The organism is Paenibacillus hamazuiensis (assembly GCF_023276405.1).
Classification (GTDB): Bacteria; Bacillota; Bacilli; order Paenibacillales; family NBRC-103111; genus Paenibacillus_AF; species Paenibacillus_AF hamazuiensis.
In genome coordinates, this window is the sequence record NZ_JALRMO010000001.1 from 3450207 (window position 1) to 3468914 (window position 18708).

An 18708-nucleotide genomic window follows, 5' to 3' on the forward strand; every position below is an offset into this window, starting at 1 on the left:
GGGACCCCGACTCGCGAGAAAAAGCCGGCAAGCGATTGTACGCCTGCCGGCCTGCATGAACGGAGCTTATCTATTAGCATTCTGCCCCGGTCATTTCATTTGTAAACATTTGCTTGTATGCTTGCGGAGTCAGCTTGGACGCCGATTCCGGCGCATAATGGATTTGCAGCGAACGACGGCGTTTGGTCGAGAAATTCGGCGGCGTTCCGTGATGCAAGAGCCCGGAGAAGATGAGCGCCCCGCCCGGCTTCAGCGGCACGGCGACGTCGTGCTCAACCTTCACGCTGACATCGCACAGCTGCCAGTCCCGCACCGCATAATGCGGAGTCGCCCCTTCCCGGTGAGAGTAAGGAATGACGTGCATGCAGCCGTTATCGAGCTCGGCCGGGTCGAGCGCAATCCAAATGCCGATCACCGACTTGTCGTAGGCCAAATTTCCGTAAGCCATGTCCTGATGCCAAGGTTTTTCCGCTCCGCCCGAGGGGGGCTTCAGTATCGCCTGATCCTGGGCCAGCTTCGGCTTTTCTCCGAACAGTTTTTCCATCGCATTCAGAATGGACGGATGATACGCAATATCCCGCAGGCGGGGCTCGTGGTCGACGTATTCGTAGATTTTGCGGGCGGCAAGCTCCTTTTCCTCATCGGTATGGAGCTCGGCTTTCGGCTTCACAAACTGCACCTTCGAGCCGAGCGAACGGTCGAATAAAATATCCATCAGCGCTTCGATGGACGTTCGGATCTCCTGTTCGCCGAGCACCTCGTCGACAACCAAGTAGCCGCGTTCCCAAAACTGTTTTACATGCTCTTCGTTCAAATCCCCGATGCGGGAAATCCGCTCCTCCGCGATCGCATCGTATCGGTATAAGGTGTCCGCAATCGTCTGCGCCAGCTGAACTTCATCCGGGGTATCGTACGAATGCAGCGTGCGATTTTGATATACTTTCCCCATATCGCGCCTCCTTCGGCTCTTAAGCTTATGAGTTTGCTTTTCTAAGCTTATTGTAGCCGGGAAGCGATTTTCATCCAATGGCGGCAATCTTATATTATTTATACTTAAGCCGATAACGGACAGTTATGTCGGCCAGCTGCTGCAAGAGGGAGCAACGTTACCCTTTGTGCGGAAGGGATGGCGGCACATTGCCTTTGTATGCGGAGGGCGGCGCCCCGTAGCGGCCTTTGAACTGCTTGCTGAACAAGTAAATGTTGCCGTAACCGAGAGCCTCCGCGACCTGGGATACGTTCATCGTCGTTTCGGAGAGCAGCGTCACCGCCCGTTCGAGGCGCACGTCCGTAATATACTCCTTGATCGAAGTACCGGTATATTTTTTGAAAAGCAAGCTGAGATACTCCGGCGACAGCTGCACCTCGTCGGCAAGCTCCCGGTGGGAGATGCGCCGGCCGGGATTCTCACGGATTTTGCCGATCGCCCTGTCTATCAGCAGCTTGTGTTTGCCCGCCGGAGCAGCCTGCGATTCGTGCTGGAAACGGAACAAATGAAGCATCGCCTGCTTCAGGATCAAATCGTATTCTTCGCCGTGCCACGCGTCCCCGGTATGGACGATTTGCAGCATCCGGTTCAGCAGCATCTCGAATAAAAACGTATCCTCCACCTGCGTAAACCGGCCCGGCATCCGCTGCGGATCGATAGGCTCCCCCGTCTTCCGATCAACGGCGTCAAAATGCGCGAAAATGACGGTCAACCTGTCGTCCGGGTCCTGCTCCGCCTCCGGCCGGTCGCCGGGGCGAACGAGAAAGCAGCTTCCTTTGCGGATCGGATACGTTTGCCCGGCGACGATCATCCGGCCCTTGCCGGACACCGCATACCACAAATCATAATCCGGCAAAGGCTTCGGATACCAGTTCCAGCCCGGCTCGCAGCGCGCTTTGCCGGTGTTCCGTTTGCGAATGAACCGGACGTCGCCGAGCGGAAACAGCTCCAGCTGCATCGGCTTCCCTCCTCTGGTTTTCGGCGCCGTGCGGCGCGGCCTGCTAGAACGTCTCGATTTTAACCCTGCTGCCCCGTCCGCCGGGCTCCGCCGGTTCGACCGTAAGCCGGCGCGGCAGCCGGTTTTTCAGCTCCGGCACGTGGCTGATGACGCCGACGGTCAGCCGGTCGACATGCAGCTTCTCCAGCGCGGCGATCACCGTCTCGAGCAGCTCCTGATCGAGCGTGCCGAATCCTTCGTCGAGAAAGAAAAATTCGAGCGGATATTGGCCCTTCAGTTGGATTTGCGCCGAAAGCGCCAGCGCCAAAGCGAGCGAGGTCAAAAACGTCTCGCCGCCGGACAGCGTCGTGACCGGGCGGCGCACGCCGCCCCCGGCGTTGTCGCGGATGACGAAGCCGCCGCCCGAATCGACCTCGATCGCGTATTTGCCCCGCGTCAGCGAGCCGAGCCGTTCCGAGGCGGCGCGGCTCACCTGCATCAGCTGCTCCTCGGCGACGAATTCGACGAAGGCGTTGCCGCGCAGCACCGACTGCAGCTTGGAAAGCCGGTCCAGCAGCGTCTGCAGCCCTAGCCTTGCCTCCTCCAGCCGCTTCCACTGCTCATGCTTCACCAGCAGCTCCTCATGGTCGCGCTCGGCCTTCGCGCGGCTTTGCAGCGCCTCCTCGTCGGCCTGCTTCAGCTGCGCCAGCCGCTCCTGCAGGGCCGCCCATTCGTCGTCCGCGACGACGCGGCCCTGCAGCTTCGCTTCGAGCTCGCGCAGCTTTCCGCGCAGCTGCGCGAGCTCGCTGTCGTGGGCCTCCGCCTCGCGGGCCCACGCGGCTTTGTCCGCGGCGGGCAGCAGGGCGCTGCGCACCTGCTGCCCGTCCGCGAAGGCGGTGGCGGCGAGCGCCTGCCGCCACTCGCCCTGCGCCTTCGCGGCGTGCTCCGCTGCCGAGGCGAGGGCCTGCTGCGCCGCCGCCTTGCGGTGCGCGGCCGCCTGCAGCCGCTCGCGCGCCTGCTCGAGCGCGGTTTTGGCCGCCGCGGCGGAGGCGCGCAGCTCGGCGAGCTGCCGGGTCGCCGCCGCGACCAGCGCTTCGGCGCGCTCGCCGCCGGTGAGGGCGGCGAGCTGCCGCTCTTTCTCGCGCAGCCGCGCGTCGTCGGCGGCGAGCTTGGTGCGACGCTCGACCAGCGCCAGCTCAAGCGCCGCGCTTTGCTGCTGCAGCCGCTGGATGGCGGCTTCGCGCTCCTCGAGGAACGGCACGCTTTTCTCGATGCGCTGCTTCAGCTCCTCCGCCGCCTCGTCCTTGCGCTGCAGCCCGGCGACATCCTGCTCGAGCTGCTCCCGCTTCAGTCCGGGAAAGCTGATCTCCCACGAGCGAAGCTTGTCTTGATAAGTCCGCTCGGCGGCGCTCCGTTTCTCGGCGAGGCCGCCGAGAAATACATCGAGCTGCTGCTGCGCCGCACGCGCTTCGCGCAGGCGCCCGTCCAGCGCGGCTTCCTCGCGCTGCAGCTCCTTAAGCCGCTGTTCCAGCGAGGCCGCCTCCGAAGCGGCGTTCTTTTCCCATTCCGCTGCCGCCGCAAGCTCCCGGCTAATACCGACGAGCTGCTGAAGGATGTTTTCCAGCGCTGCGGTAACGGACGGCGACGCTGCCGCTGCGACTTCCAAGTATGCGCTTCCCGCCGCACCCGCGACGGCAGCATCGGTGGCGGAGGCGGCGGCATCCGCCTGCCCCAGCAAACCGCGCAGCCGAAAGCTCAGCTGCTGCGCCGCCGTCAGCCGCTCGCGCACTTCGTGCTGCTTCGCCTCGAGCTCGCGCTGCGCGTCCAGCGCCGCGTCCGGCTCGCCCTCGTCATGCGGCCCCGCCGGCATCGCGTGCTCGCGCGAGCCGCATACCGGGCAGGGCTCGCCCGGGCGCAGCCGCTCCGCGAGCTCGGCCGCCATGCGCCGCAGCTCGGCTTCGCGGCCCGCTTCGCGCAGCTGCCGGCCAAGCTGCGGCATCGCCTGCACGAGCCGCTCCAAGCCCGCCGCCGCTGCAGCCGCTTGCGCATGCGCAGCAAGCGCCGCACCTAGCCACTCGCTCTTGCCGCGGGCTGCGCGCTCCGCTTCGGCGGCAAGCTCCCGCTCCGCCAGCGAAGCGTCGCTTTGCTGCTTGCGGAGCTTCGCCAGCTCGGCGTCCTGCTCGGCGAGCTGCGTTTGCAGCCGCTCGAGCTCCTGCAGCTGCTGCGCCGCCTGCTGCAGCCGCAGCCGGGTTTCGGCGCCCACCTCGGCCAGCTTCAGCTCCTCCTTAAGCTCGGCCTGCCGCTTCAGCGCCTTTTCCCGCAGCTCCGATTCCTTGCGCAGCTGCTCTTTCGCCTGCTGCAGCTCCGTGTCCGCCGCCGCGGCTTGAACCGTCAGCTCACGCATCGCCGCCTCCAGCGAAGCGATGTCCCGCTCGTCCTGCAAAGCCTGCTCCAGCTGGCTGATTCGCACGGACAGCGGCGCTTCGCTTGCTTGAAGCAGCTGCTCTGCACTGACGTGAGCCGTCTCCGCATGCGCGTACTGCTCCGCCGCCGCGGCATGATCCCGCGTCGCGAGCTGCTCCTCTCGCTCCGCTGCAGCGACCTGGCGTTCGCCGTATTCCGCCTGCTCCAGGTACGGGCGCAGCCGTTCCGCCTGCTCCGCTTCGGCCAGACGGCGCTTCAGCGCTTCAATCTGAGGTGTTCGCGCCTCCAATCGCTCCAGCGCCTCCGTAGTAAGCTCACGATCCGTTTGCCATGTTTTCAGCTGCTTGATCTCTTCCACCTTTTGCTCGTGGGCGGCCAATTGGCCTCGTATTTCCTTCGCACGGAGTTCGGCTTCGCGAAGCCGTTCCTGCGCCGCCTGCAAAGCCTCATCGGAGGCTTCGCCGAGACCTGTCTGGGTTGCGGCGATTTCCTTGATCGCCACGTCGGTTTCCTTGAATTTGCCGCTGACCTTGGCACTCAGCTGGTCCCCGTAGCTTTCGAGATGAAAGAGCCGCTGCAGCATTAGCCGCCGGTCTTTTCCGGTCAACGTCAAAAACTCCGCAAACTTCCCTTGCGGCAGCACGACCGCGCGGGTAAAATCCTGCATGGACAAGCCCAGTATATCTTGAATTTGAGCCGTTACGTCCTTGGCTTTGTCGGCCAGCACGACGGTTTCGCCGTCCTTCATACGCACGAGCCGGCTGACCGTACCCGTAACGGATACTTCTCCGGTTCGTTTAAACTGGCGGTCTACCCGGTATGTATCTATGCCCGAAGCATTTTGGAGCTGAAATGAAAACGAGACGGACAGCGTATTTTCCGCCTGGTTCATGATGCCCTGAGTGCCCCCGGCGGCCCTTTCCACCACACCGAACAAAGCCAGCGTCATCGCGTCCAAAATCGACGACTTGCCGCTGCCCGTCGGTCCGAAAATGCCGAACACCCCGGCCTCGCACAGCTTCGTAAAATCGATCTCCTGCGGCTCCCTGTAGCTTTGCAGCCCGGCGATTTGAAGCGATATCGGTTTCAATGGCGATCCTCCTCCCCGCCGGCGGCCTCATCCTGACCGAGCAGCTCCAAAAACAGCTGTACGAGCTCAGGCTCAGGCTCCGCTCCGCCGGTCTGACGCCGGTAAAAGCGCCGGAACAGCTCGTCGATCGGCAGGCTGCCGGCCGCAGCCGCCTCCGTCGCCGCCACCTCCATATCCGGATACACCGGCCGGATGTTCAGGAGCCCGTCGTGCGCCGTGCGCAGCCGCTGTATTTGCTCCATGCCGAGCGCTTCCGTCACGTGCAGCTCGAGATCGATCCACGCCTGTTTATCGCGCCCCTCGTCAAGCCAGCGGTGCACTTCCGCGAGCCCCTGCTTCGCCGTCCATTTGACAACCGGCCTTCCGCTCGCTAAAAAGATTTCCTCCAGCACGGGAGGTTTACCCGGCTCCGCCTCAAGCAGCGTAACCGACTTCGCCTGACCCGCTTCGGAGAAGCTGTACGCGAGCGGCGAGCCGCTGTAGCGGATCGGCACCTCCGCTTTCATCGTCTGCGGCCTGTGCAGGTGCCCGAGCGCCACATACTGCGCCCCCGCGCATAAAGCCGTCGTGTCGACCGTGTACGCTCCGCCGACTTGAATCGGTCTCTCCGAATCGGTTTCCGCACCGCCCAGCACGTACAGATGGCTCATAATCAAGTTGACCGAATCCGGAGCGAAATATTTCGCCTGCTGCGCGACAATATGCTTCACCCGGTCGGAATAGGCGCTGCGCAGCGCCTCTTCGTCCGAGCTCAGAGACAGCAGCTCGCGCAGCCTCGCTTCCGAAGGATACGGCAGCGCGAAGATGCGCGCCAGCTCGTCCGTCCGCTTCACGCGGACTTCCTGCAGCTGCGCTACCGGCAGGCCGACCAGCGTCACCCCGTGCCGGGCCGCCAGCGGTGCCGCCGCCGCAAGCCGGTCCGGATGGTCGTGGTTGCCAGCGATCACGACGACCGGACGCGTCCCGTAGTCGGCAAGCCTCGCAAGGCTGTCGTAAAAGAGCTGCTCCGCCGACGCCGGCGGATTGACGGAGTCATAGACGTCTCCGGCGATCAGCACGAGATCGACCTTCCGTTCCCTGACGATCGCGACGAGCTCGTCCACGAACGCCTCCTGCTCCGGAAGCCGGCTCCGCCCCTCGAGCGTGCGGCCGAAATGCCAGTCGGCCGTATGTAAAATGCGCATCGGCTCAAGCTCCTTTCGCTTTATCTGCAATTGTTGAAATTAGCCGTTTTGGCGGCACAAAGTGACATCTCTTATATCCGAAACGGAACAAAGAGGTTCGCCATTGCCCCGAGGACCCGTATGTACCTGTATGCGCCCCAGGCGTCGAAATAATCCCAAATGGTTGGCTTATCACCGGCAAAAAGCTCCCATTCAGCCATAATAATACAAATTACTTGTTTTAAAATGGCGGCAAAAGTGTTTTTCCGAAAACAGTCCGAATATAATCCAACTTTTTGGGATTATCCGTTCCGGCTGATGGTAATCGTGGTGAATAAGCCAACAAATTGCGCCTATTTGTTTATCATCGGATTGTTTCTTTCATCGAACTCAGCGGCAGCCATCGACTGCCGCCGTTCACGCTTCGTCAGCGCGCTGTCCCGAGTGGAGTCGGGTGCGCATTGCTTGCCGATTCTTGTGCCTTACCCAAATTTAGATGCAGAAAAGCTCATCTCTCGCTAGAAAACCGGCTACACTTCCACTACATGAGCCCCGTCAAACAAAAATAAATATTTATGAACGACCGGTTTTCTCCATATGTGCTGGACCGCTTTCGCGTACAAGTCAAGCTGCAGCTTGTAACGCTCCTTCACCGTCTCGGGAGAGCGGCCCTGCAGCGCATCGGTCTTGAAATCGAGCAGCACAAGGCCTGCCGGCTCCTCAAACATGCAGTCGATGACCCCCTGGATCAAAATCGTTTCGTCCTTCGCCGCCTCGTCCGCATCAGGGTAAACCTCGCCGGCGGCCAGCCGGTAGCTGAAAGGAATTTCCCGGCGCACCTTGCCGGATGCAAGCAACCGTCTGCCCAGCGGCGTACGGAAAAATCCGGCGATCACGCTGACGTCGACCGCTTCGCTTTGCTGCTCGGTGATCAGCTCCTTTTCGACCATGCGGCGAACGGTTGCCCGCACGCTGTCCTCGTCCGGCTCGCCATCCAGCGGCACATGCTGCATCACTGCGTGAAACAGCGTCCCCCGCTCCGCCGCATTCATCTTGCGCTGCTCCAAAAAACGCGGACGTCTCGTAATAACCGGTCTGAAAAACGTCCCTGCTGATTGTGCCGGGAACAGCTCTCCCACCGCTTCCTCGCCCTGCAGCTCCTGCCAAAGCCGCTGATCTTCACCGATTCGCTTCAGCTCGGACACCGACGTTTTCGAGAACATCTCGTGCGCCGCCCCGTAAGGGTAAGTCCACGACAGCTTGCGTTCCACCTCGCGCTGCCAAACGCCCGAGCCGGGAACGGCGCGAAGCGCGCGCACCGCGTCCATCAGCCCGCTGTCGGGTGCGGCGGTCGGTGCCGCCTCTGCCGTATGGGCGAGAAGCTCCGGCTGAACGATATGTACGATCCAGCGGGACGTTTCGTCGGCGAGGAACGGCTGCGACCGGAAATCCGCACCCACTCTTTCGCGAAGCGCCTTCGCATGCGGATGGCGGATCATCGCCGGACCGACCCAATCCAGGTAGCATTTGGCCTGGGCCAGCTCGAAATCCGGCAGCGTCTGCTGCGGGTGCTCCAGCAGCCTGGCCCACTGCAGAAGTTTTTTATCCAGACCTTTGACGGTCGCAATCAAAAACATTTTTTCCTTCGGACGTGTAAGAGCGACGTACAATACGCGCATTTCTTCGGCAAGCGTCTCCAGCCGCATTCTCCGGCGAATAGCGAGCGCCGGCAGCGTCGGGTAGGTCACCCGCAGCTCCGTATCGGCAAACCTCGGACCGAAGCCAAGCTCCTTGTGCAGCAGGAAAGCATCGTTCAGGTCCATCTGGTTAAACATTTTCGCCATGCCCGCCACGAATACGACAGGAAACTCCAGGCCCTTGCTTTTATGTATCGTCATGATGCGCACGACGTCTTCCTGCTCGCCGAGCGCCCGAGCCGTTCCGAGGTCCCCGCCGGTTTCCTTCATCCGCTCGATGAAGCGGAGGAAGCGGAACAATCCGCGGAACGACGTCGCTTCGTATTGGCGGGCCCGGTCGTATAACGCACGCAGGTTCGCCTGCCGCTGAACGCCCCCGGGCATGCCGCCGCAAAAATCGTAGTAGCCGGTTTCCCGCAGCACCTTCCAGAGCAGCTCGGCCAAGGAGCCGCTTTGCGCATCGCGCCGCCAATCCGCCAACTGCCGTAAGAACAATGCAAGCTTGCGCTGAACCCCGGGATTGCGGGTTCGTTCGGAAGTATCCGCCGCAAATGGCGCCGTCTGCCGCTCTCCGATCATATCGAACAGGTCGAGCTGCCGCCCGGAATCCGTACCATCCGGGCCTCCGGCGGCTTCCGATCCGCGCTCTCCCCGAACCGCATCGCCGGAGCCTTCCGCGCCTTCCGATCCCCGCGAATCCCCGGCAAAGTCTGCAGATACGTCCCCTTCCCCGGAATCCTCATCCTCCCGGCCGCCTGCCGCATAAGCTTTCACCGCTTCGTAAAACGGCACTCCTTTGGCGAAAATGCGAATTTGCGCCAGCTCGTCCGCACTCAGCCCCACGATGGCGGACCGCAGCACCGCTGCAAGCGGGATGTCCTGGAACGGGTTGTCGATCACTTTAAGCAGCGACATCATCACTTCGACTTCCATCGCGGAAAAATACCCTGCGCTCAGCTCCGCGTAAGCGGGAATGCCCTGAAGCCGCAGCTCCTCGATAAACACCGGCGCCCACGCCTGGGTCGCCCGCATCAGGATGACGAAGTCGCGGAACGTTGCCGGCCTCATGCCGCCGGTACGTTTGTCGAATACCTCGAAAGCGGGTGCTCCGCTGCCGTCCAGCCCCATCATCCGGCGGATGTTCGCCGCGATCACCCGCGCCTCGAGTTGGGCCGTCTCCAGCTCTTGAGCCTCCTGCTGCGGATCGGCCGCGTCCGCTTCCGCCGACGCCGAAAACTCCGCCGAATTCGCGTCGTCGTCCTCGGTTTCCGAATACCGCTCCTCGCTTTCGGACGGACCGCTTTTGTCTATGAGCAGCAGCTCCGCGGACAAGTCGTGCGCGGCATGCTGCGCATCCGGATAACCCGCACCGTACACCAGCTTGGCCCGGTCATCGTAATCGATTTCCCCGACCGCTTCGTTCATGACCATTTTGAAAATGTAGTTGACGCCGCCGACAACCTCCTGTCGGCTTCGGAAGTTTCGCGCGAGGTCGATGCGCAGGCCGGGTTCCGTCTCATCCGGCCGGTACGATTTGTATTTGTCCAAAAACAGACCCGGCTCCGCCAAACGGAATTTGTATATGCTCTGCTTGACGTCGCCGACCATAAACCGGTTGCCGGGCGCAGGGCGCGAAATAAGCTCGACGATCGCCTCCTGCACGCTGTTCGTGTCCTGGTATTCGTCGAGCAGTACCTCAACGAACTGCTCGCGGTAATCAAGCGCGGCCTGCGAAGGTACGAGACGGTCCGGCGTCGAATCGGGATGACGCAATATTTGCAGGCAAAAATGCTCCAGATCGGCGAAATCGACCAGCCCTTTGGCGGCCTTCGCCTGCTTGTACCGCTCCCCGAACCGGATGACAAGCTCCGCAAGCGTGCCCATCAGCGGAGCGATCGCGCGCATTTCATCGGCATACTGCTGCGACGAGCGCTCGAACAGCTCCTCCTTGATTTTCGCGATCTGGTCTTTAGCGCGGTTACGCAGCTCCTTGACTTGCTCCTGCAGCTCTTTATCGCACTGGTCGCCGCGTACCGCTTTCAGCTTGCCGAAAGCGGCCGTCCCGAATGCGCCGTACAGCTCGTCCCACGACGTATGCGATGCTTCGAGCAGCTTCCCGACAACAGCGATATCTTCTTTCAGATTGTCTATGTAAGGTGCCGGGCCTTCAGGCTGCTCGGCGATGCGCATCGCCTGGCGTAGCAGGTCGCAGGTGCCGGACAGCTCGAGCCGAACATCGGCGAGCAGGCTCTTTTTCCACGGATCGTCCGTGCCGAAATCCGCTTCGAACAACGCCGCCGTCTCGCGCAGCCAATAATCCGGCCACGGATGGCTGCGCGAATAGTCGTACAGCCGCTGGATGAGCCGGTAGAGCGGCTCGTCGCTGCGCTCGCCCGAGAACGAATCGACCAGCCGCCAAAACGGACTGTCCTCCCCGCTCGCGCCATACCATTCCTCAAGCAGCTCCTCCAGCACATCCTGGCGCATCAGCTCGCTTTCCGTTTCGTTGGCGATTCGAAAGCCGGGATCGAGATGAATAAGCTGGTAGTAACGCTTCATCACTTCCAGACAAAACGAGTGCAGCGTCGTGATCGACGCCCGGCCCATGAGCGCCAGCTGGCGGCGCAAGTGGCCCGAATCCGGCTGCTTTACGAGCGCCTTCTCAACCGCTTCGCGGATGCGGTGGCGCATTTCCGCTGCGGCCGCTTTCGTAAACGTGGCGACGAGCAGCCGGTCCACATCGACGGGATCGCGTTCGTCCGAAATGCGGCGGATAATCCGCTCGACAAGTACCGCCGTTTTTCCCGAGCCGGCCGCCGCCGCAACAAGCACGTTATGGCCGGTCAGCGCAATCGCGTCCCATTGATCGTCCGTCCACGTGCTGCCCTCCGGTTTAGGCACCTTGCGTATCGTCATGGCGGTCTCCTCCTCCCGTGAACGATTTCCCGTATGCATCCGCGCTTGCTTCTCCAGTCGCTTCCAAAATCGCTTCCAGCGGCGCTTCCTTCTGAGCGGCCTGCTCGATCAGCTGCAGCGCATAGTCTTTGCCGTACTGCGGCAGCACCTCGAACCGGCTGCCCTCCAGCAGCGGATCGAACTGGCAAACCGGCTTGTACGGGCACAATTGGCAGGCCGCTTTTTTTCCCATCCTGTACGGGGCAATATCCACCTTGCCCGCCGAGATGTCGCTGCCGATGCGGCGTATCGTCCGCCGGACGTATTTGCGAAGCGACGTCCATTGCGCTTCCGTCGCCACCGACGACGATTTGTAAAAGCCGCCGTCCGCCTTCAGCGCAACCGGAATCAGCTGCGAATAGCCGCTTTTTCCTTCGAGCCCGCCGTCCATCAGCTTGACCGCCTGCTCGTCGGCCAGGACGAGCCCTTTCATTTTGTAGCGCTTCGCCAGCTCCTTCTCGATTTCGTCCGGCGTCGGCGCGTTTTTCCTGGGCAGCAGCGGGTTATGAACGTGAAAATACAGCACTCCCGCCGGGGCGGCCTTCGTGCCGATCCACCGCTCGGCATATGTGAGAACGACATCCAGGTACGTCAGCATTTGCAGTGACAAACCGTAATACACCTCGCCAAGATTCAGCGACGTCCGGCTCGATTTGTAGTCGATGACGCGAAGCAGCGTACCCTGCTCCGTTTCGGCCTTGTCGACGCGGTCGATCCGGCCGATGAGCTCCATCGTCGCTCCGTTGTCCAAACGGTACACAAGCGGCGGAAGCGTCTCGCCCGGCCCGAAGCCGAGCTCGAGTCCGACCGGCTCGAAACGGCCCCTGCGGGCGTGCTCCCCCAGAATGGCCGCGGCCCTGCCGACCGTTGCCTTCAGCTTTCTGGCGATGTAATGGTACCGTTTGGAGCTGAGCAAAATTTCGCTCTGCAGCCTCGGGGCCAGCACATCGACGACTGCGGCCGCTCGGTCCCGGCACTCGTCCGCCGATAATGAGCCCCAATCTGCGCCATCCTGCGTCACTTGCTCTGCGAACTTGCTGAGCGCGGCATGGAACAATTGGCCGATATCCGGCGCCTCCAGTCTGTAAATACGGCGTTCGGAAAGACGCAGGCCGTGTGAGACGAACTGCGAAAACGGGCACGAGACGAATCTCTCCATCCGCGAGACAGACGCTTTAAGCCGCTCTCCGTAGAGCTCCAAGCTTGTCTGGGGCGCCAGCGGGCGCTCGGCATTCGTAAAAAAGAGCGCCTGCACGATGCCCTGCAGCTTGCCGCGCCACTCCTCCCGCCCGGCGAACCAGTTGTACACGTCCCACCACAGATCGGCGATCGCCCCACCCTGCGCCGCGTGCTTCAGCTGCACTGCCAGGTACGATAATGCCCGCTGCGGATGCGCAATGTATTCGGCCTGCTCCGCCGGCTCCATCGCCGCACCCGGTTCTCCCAGGAGAAGCCGCTCTTTGACGGCCGGGAACAGCTGCCGCACCTCGCGGATCACGTCGGACGGCAGCAGCGACTTGCCCTCGTCATCGGCAAGCGGATAACTGAGCCACAAGCGATCCGAAGGGACGCACAGCGTGCTGTAGATGAGAAACTGTTCATCGAGCAGCTTTCGCCGGCTGCTCTCCGCCAGCTCGAGGCCGCTTCCGGCGAGCATTTCCCTCTCGCTCTCAGTCAAAATGCCGTCCTCGGCAATTCGCGACGGCATCACGCCATCACCGACTCCGAGCAGGAACAAATGCTTGACCGGCCCCGAGCGGGTCCGATCGACGCTGCCGACGAGCACCTGATCAAGGGCCGGGGGCACAAGGCCAAGCCGAATGCTTTCCAGTCCCGTCTCCACAAGTTCGGCAAACATATCGAGCGTGACGCTCTCCTCGCCCATCAGTTCGACGAGCTGATCCATCATGTCGACGACGCGGTCCCAAACCTGGGCGTGCTCCTTTGCTTTTTCCGGCCGGCCGGCTCTGAGGTTTTGCACGCTCCAAAGCTCCAGCCTTTGCGGAGCCCGCAGCCCGGACAACAGCTCATAGAGCGCCTCCACCCGTCTGCGCACCGTCTTCGCTTTGTTCATCCGCGTTTGAAACGCGAGCAATGGCTCCGCGATTCGGTTGCGGCATTCGTTGATCTTGCGGAGATAACGCTCTTGAGACTTTGTCAGCTCCTGCTCCTCATCGTCCTCAAGATCGCTTTGGAATGCGTAGGTCCACGGCTTGCCGTCGGTCCAGCGCGCCCCGTAAATGCCGAGAGCGAGCACGTAATTTTCCAGCCGGTCCATATCGTCGCGGGTGATTCTCGACTCCTCGCCGGGCATCGGCAGGAAAAAGTCGGTTTTCACGCAGCGGAACACCGGATCGTATTTCCAGTAGGAACGGATAACCTCCAGCGCCGAGCGAATGAGCTCGACGAGCGGATGGTGCAGCACGGTCCGTTTTTGATCGAAAAAATGCGGAATGCCGTAATCGCTGAGCGTAGCCGCGAGCAGGTCACCGTACTCCTCGCTGTTGCGGACACGCACCGACAGGTCGCGCCAGCGCAGCCCATCCTCGCGAACGAGGCGAACCATCTCCCGGGCTGCGGCCTCTACCTCGGCTCTGCGGTTCACCGCCCCGCAAAACGTAATTTGCGGGCGCTGCAGCGGAATGACCTGCTCCGATTCCGGAACGCGCCGATATGGCACTCTGATCTTCTTATCAAGGCTGCTTTCCAGATGCGCGAGCATCGGGCTGTTTCCGAAGCGCGCTTCCGCCGGCGGTCTGAGCTTTACGGTCTCTTTCACGACGACTCCCTGCTCCTCGGCGATCCGCTGCAAACGGACCATCGTGCGCGCGGTCGGATGGAACAGCGTCAGCTCGTCCGGCCGTTCGTCCGCGCCGTACTCCCGGTCGAGACAAAGCGTTACCGTCACTTCCCGGGCATGCAGCATCAGCTGCCCCAGCACGGCGAATTCCTGCGGCGTAAACCCGTTAAACCCGTCGACCCATATCTCGGCCTCTTTCGCGTAATCGACCTCTGCAAGCTGCTTGGCCAGCAGCGACAAGCAGTCTTCGCCGTCAAGATACAGCTTCGAGAGCTCCTCTTCAAATTCGCGGAATATGTAATGAATATCGTGAAGCTTGTCCGCAAACGACGCCGGGCCCGCCGATTCACCGAGCAGAGCTCCGGCACGTTCCCCAAGCTGCTCCGCCGTAATCGCATACCGTTTGAACTCGGTAAACAGCTCGTTCAAATTTTCGATGACGCCGAGCTGGTCGACGGATGCGTGAAACCATTTCAATTCGTTTTGACGCCTATGTAAAAGTTTATGGAGAAGCAGCTTTTTGCCCGTATCGTCGATCGGCAATCTGGCGGTTCCGCCCGCTTCCTGCATCACACGCCACGCCAGTCGCCGAAAGCTGAGCGCCTGAGCTCGCGCCATGCCGCCAAGCCCCGGAGTACGCACCAGCTCGTACTCCGCTTGAAACGTCGCCTGCTCGGGTACGAGCATAATGAGCGGGCTGCCGACCGGCTCGCCCATCAATCGGCTGCGAATCTCGTCCAGGCAAAACGACGTTTTACCGCTGCCGGCCCGGCCGATCACAAAACGTATCGCCATATGTATTACCCCGCCTTTTCGTGGGATATTTTTTTCATCCTATTATTCTACCATATTTGGGCGTTATACGGGTAAAGGCAGGTTCTGGCACACGTATTAACGTGTCGTGGGCCGACGGAAAACCGGTTGTTCCCAGCCGGATCGCTAAGCTATAATAAGAATAATCAAACTGCGTTTGACATGCTTTCGCTGAGGCAAGGAGGAAGAGATGGAAACAGGCCAAAAAAATTCGGAAATCCCGTTCCCGCATGACTCCTCCTACCGCTATCTGCTTTCCAGCAAAAAGCTGTTTATCGAGCTTCTTCGCTCCTTTGTACGCAGAGGCTGGACCTTGCAGCTCGATGAAACGCATGTTGAAGAAATCAATCATTCCTTTGTGCTGCCGGACTTTAAACGCAGGGAAGCAGATTTGGTATATAAGGTGCGTCTTAACGGCCGCGATGTCATCTTTTACGTGTTGGTGGAGCTGCAGTCGACGGTCGATATGGCTATGCCTTACCGTCTGCTTTTATACCAGACGGAAATTTGGCGTTACGTGCTGCGAAACCGCAAAACGGACGACAACGAATCGCCCTTCTCGCTGCCGGCGATCGTACCGATCGTACTGTACAACGGCCAGCGGCCTTGGTCGGCCAAACGCCGGTTCCGGGAGCTGCTTGCCGGAGAAGAGACTTTTGGACCAGAGTTGCTCGATTTTGAATATATTTTGCTTGATGTGGAGCGTTACACGGAGGAAGAGCTGTTGTCGCTATCGAACACCATCGGCTCTGTCTTTTTGCTCGATCAAACGGCGGATCAAGATCTGCTTCTGGAGCGGCTGCGAAAGCTGATGAATACGATCCGGCAAATGCCGGAAGATGTACAGTCGCAATTTATAAACTGACTGACGAACATGATCGCCATGCAGTTGCCCGCGGAAAGCCGGGACGTGAAGCAGTTGATTCAGGAGATGAAAGAAAAAGGGGGGAACACTATGGGGCTGCAAAAAAATCTGGAGACCATTAAGCAGAAGGGCATGGAAGAGGGATTCCTCAAGGGTCTGGAGGAAGGCCGGGAGGAAGGGCGCGAAGAAGGGCGCGAAGAAGGCATTGAACAAGTCGCCAAGCGGCTGATCGACATGGGACTGGACAACGCGGCAATTGCAGCCGCAACCGGATTCCCGGAGGAAAAGATTGAGCGGCTGCGCAAAAAGATTCACTAATAGAATAACCCTTATCACGCAATAAGCCGCCGGGTAATTATATACCGGCGGCTTCGGCATTTCCTCGGGCAGATTCACATCACCTTAATCCTTCACCCGCTTCTCATGATCTGCACCGTCCCGTCCACTGCGGTACTGCTCCGGCGTCTGTCCGACCGTTTTCTCGAAAACACGGTACAGCTGGCTTGGGCTGGCGAAGCCGACGCCGAAGCTGATCTCGGTTACGCTCTCATGGCTGTGCGCCAACCTGCGCTTGGCCTCTTCAACGCGCAGCCGCAGGACATATTGATAGGGGGTCATGCCGGTAAAATTTTTAAACGACCGGATAAAATGAAACCGGCTCTGCAGCGCGATCGTGGCAAGCGACTCCACGCTGAGCTGCTCGGCGTAATGCGCATGAATGTATTCCAGCGCCCGGGACAGATGCCGGTCGGGAAGCACGGCTCCGTCCCCGGGCAGCTCGCTTGACTGGCTGCCCCGCAGAGAACGCCGCAAATACCAAAGCACCTGCGACTCGGTTTCCTCCGCCGCGAGCCGGTCCACCCGTTCATGAGTGAGCAGCTGCGACGTCCACCTGCGGAAATATTGCGATACTTCGGCCGGGTCGAAGCGCTGCCGGAAGTCCAGCTCGATTCGCCTCTGCGCGCCCGCATCCGGCTGAAGCAAGCCGCGTTCGTTGATTTTAAAAATAATGACGCCCGAGGAATGCCCAATTTGAAACGAATGCCGATCCGCCGGATGCTGGACCAGACTTTCACCCGCCGCCAGCTCGTAAGTGCGGTGCTCATGCGTAAACCGGCATGTGCCGTAGATCGGGATCGTGATTTGAAATTCGTTGTCGTGCGCATGCGGAGCGTTTTCGTACCCGTCTTCGAACTTGTAAAGCTCCAGCTGCGGCAATTTGATCTGCATCTGCATCTTAGTTCACCCGCCTACATTATAGCAAAAGTTGCCCATTTGTTCCGCAATAATCGCGACGACACCCCGGCCACCCGACATGTATGATGAGGTGAAAAAAAAGAGGTGATGATACATGTCGCAAATCGCGACTACGCGGAACGCCGGCAATACGGCCTTTTATATGCTGCTGGGGGTCAGCATCGCACATCTGCTTAACGATGCGATGCAATCGGTCGTTCCCGCCGTATTTCCCGTGTTTCAGCAGCAAATGCAGCTCAGTTTCGCCCAGATCGGCTGGGTCGCCTTCACGCTCAACGTGACGGCTTCCATCCTGCAGCCTTTGATCGGCTACATGACGGATCGGCGGCCGATGCCGCTGCTTCTGCCGGCAGGTATGGCTTTTACGCTGCTCGGCATGCTGGGCCTCGCAGCGGCTTCGCATTTCTGGATGCTGCTCGCTTCCGCTGCGCTGATCGGCATCGGCTCCTCCGTACTGCATCCGGAATCTTCCCGCGTCGCGCATTTGGCGGCCAGCCGCAGCAAAGGATTCGCGCAGTCGGTGTTTCAGGTCGGCGGCAATACGGGCCAGGCGCTCGCGCCGCTGATGGCGGCCTTCATCATAGGCCCGCAGGGGCAGCTCGGCTTCGTCTGGTTTTCCCTGCTTGCCGTCGCCGGAATTATCGTGCAGTCCGCAGTCGGCAGATGGTATGCCGGACAAATCCGCCTGAACGCCGGCTCCCGCCACGGCGCGGGCCGGTCCGACGGGCGGCGGTTTGGCAAAGGCTTCATTGCCTTTGCGCTGACGATTCTGATCCTGATGTTGTTTTCCAAATTCGTTTATTTGGCCGGCATGACCGGGTACTACGCTTTTTACTATATGGAAAAGTTCAATTTGCCGCTCGAGCGGGCGCAAATCTGCCTGTTCGCGCTGCAGTTCGCCGGAATGGCCGGAACGTTTCTCGGCGGCCCGCTGGCCGACCGGTTCGGAAGACAAACCGTCATCTGGTTTTCCATTCTCGGGACGGCGCCTTTTTCGCTGCTGCTGCCGTATGCCGGGCCCGTCAGCTCGATTTTTCTATGTGTTGCCATCGGTCTCATCCTGATGTCCGGCTTCTCGGTCATCATCGTCTACGCGCAGGAGCTTCTCCCCGGCCATGTCGGAACGGTGGCCGGACTGTTTTTCGGCCTCGCCTTCGGCCTGGGCGGCATCGGCTCCGTTGTCCTCGGCGGATGGATGGACGCCGTCGGCGTATCCGCGATGATGAAGCTCTGCGCGTTCCTGCCGCTGCTCGGCCTGTTTGCGCTGCTGCTGCCGAAAGATTCGGTCATCATGGCCGGCGGGAAAGAATCGGCCGCTTAAGGGGGCCGTCCTTTACATTCGTTCCGGAGCCGGCAGCCCGAGAACCGAAAGCGCGTCACCGAGCGTTTCTTCGAATTTGGCGGTGAGCCACAGGGAAAGCTCTTGCATCGCCCTCAGCTTGGAGAATCGGGCAGTCGGCATAAAAGTTGTTGAACAAAGCGGCAAGCTCATGAGCGTAATGGCAAATGATGTTCGGAGCCAGTTCTACCAAGGCTTCGTGCAACGTATCCTGCCAAGCCGCCATATGCCTGATCAGCGCATATTCCGCTTTTTCCATCCGGCCGTTCCCTTCGGGGACGGCCTTTTTCAGGTTAGCCGCCGCCCCGGACTTATTAAGGAATCCGCCATAAAATCAACCGCAATTTACATCTCCCATTGTTCCCGGCAATTTGATAATA

11 protein-coding genes are annotated in these 18708 nt (G+C 60.6%); 3 read left to right on the forward strand and 8 right to left on the reverse strand.

Features of this window, described 5'->3' with window-relative positions:
• Positions 1–73: 73 nt before the first annotated feature.
• From MYS68_RS15315 to addB, 6 genes are all read right to left on the reverse strand, one after another.
• Positions 74–949, reverse strand: coding sequence for a phytanoyl-CoA dioxygenase family protein (locus MYS68_RS15315; RefSeq protein WP_248926675.1), 876 nt, complete (start codon positions 947–949; stop codon positions 74–76).
• Between the two features lie 157 nt (positions 950–1106).
• Positions 1107–1946 (reverse strand): AraC family transcriptional regulator, encoded by an 840-nt coding sequence (locus tag MYS68_RS15320; protein ID WP_248926676.1) that lies wholly within the window; start codon positions 1944–1946, stop codon positions 1107–1109.
• Between the two features lie 43 nt (positions 1947–1989).
• Positions 1990–5439, reverse strand: coding sequence for an AAA family ATPase (locus MYS68_RS15325; RefSeq protein WP_248926677.1), 3450 nt, complete (start codon positions 5437–5439; stop codon positions 1990–1992).
• On the reverse strand, positions 5436–6623 hold the full coding sequence (locus MYS68_RS15330) for an exonuclease SbcCD subunit D (RefSeq protein ID WP_248926678.1): 1188 nt from the start codon (positions 6621–6623) through the stop codon (positions 5436–5438). The genes MYS68_RS15325 and MYS68_RS15330 overlap by 4 nt, the downstream gene beginning before the upstream one ends.
• Before the next feature lie 509 nt (positions 6624–7132).
• Positions 7133–11215, reverse strand: coding sequence for a helicase-exonuclease AddAB subunit AddA (gene addA, locus MYS68_RS15335; protein WP_248926679.1), 4083 nt, complete (start codon positions 11213–11215; stop codon positions 7133–7135).
• The gene (gene addB, locus MYS68_RS15340) at positions 11193–14849 is read right to left on the reverse strand and encodes a helicase-exonuclease AddAB subunit AddB (RefSeq protein ID WP_248926680.1); all 3657 of its coding nucleotides are present in this window, start codon (positions 14847–14849) and stop codon (positions 11193–11195) included. The genes addA and addB overlap by 23 nt, the downstream gene beginning before the upstream one ends.
• 208 nt (positions 14850–15057) lie before the next feature.
• Between addB and MYS68_RS15345 the strand changes: the two genes are divergently transcribed.
• Both MYS68_RS15345 and MYS68_RS15350 read left to right on the forward strand, forming a co-directional pair.
• Positions 15058–15732, forward strand: coding sequence for an Rpn family recombination-promoting nuclease/putative transposase (locus MYS68_RS15345; RefSeq protein ID WP_248926681.1), 675 nt, complete (start codon positions 15058–15060; stop codon positions 15730–15732).
• Between the two features lie 90 nt (positions 15733–15822).
• The gene (locus MYS68_RS15350) at positions 15823–16050 is read left to right on the forward strand and encodes a DUF936 domain-containing protein (protein ID WP_248926682.1); all 228 of its coding nucleotides are present in this window, start codon (positions 15823–15825) and stop codon (positions 16048–16050) included.
• 84 nt (positions 16051–16134) lie between these two features.
• Here MYS68_RS15350 and MYS68_RS15355 read toward each other — a convergent pair whose 3' ends face one another.
• Positions 16135–16968 carry a helix-turn-helix domain-containing protein gene (locus MYS68_RS15355; protein WP_248926683.1) on the reverse strand — a complete coding sequence of 278 codons (834 nt, stop codon included), beginning with the start codon at positions 16966–16968 and terminating at the stop codon, positions 16135–16137.
• A gap of 115 nt (positions 16969–17083) precedes the next feature.
• On the opposite strand from MYS68_RS15355, the gene MYS68_RS15360 reads away from it, so the two are divergent.
• Complete coding sequence (locus tag MYS68_RS15360; RefSeq protein ID WP_248926684.1) at positions 17084–18310, forward strand: MFS transporter; 1227 nt, start codon at positions 17084–17086, stop codon at positions 18308–18310.
• Between the two features lie 55 nt (positions 18311–18365).
• Here the strand turns inward: MYS68_RS15360 and MYS68_RS15365 are convergent, their stop codons facing one another.
• Positions 18366–18587: a DALR anticodon-binding domain-containing protein gene (locus MYS68_RS15365; protein ID WP_248926685.1), complete on the reverse strand. Its 222-nt coding sequence runs from the start codon at positions 18585–18587 to the stop codon at positions 18366–18368.
• Positions 18588–18708 lie beyond the last annotated feature (121 nt).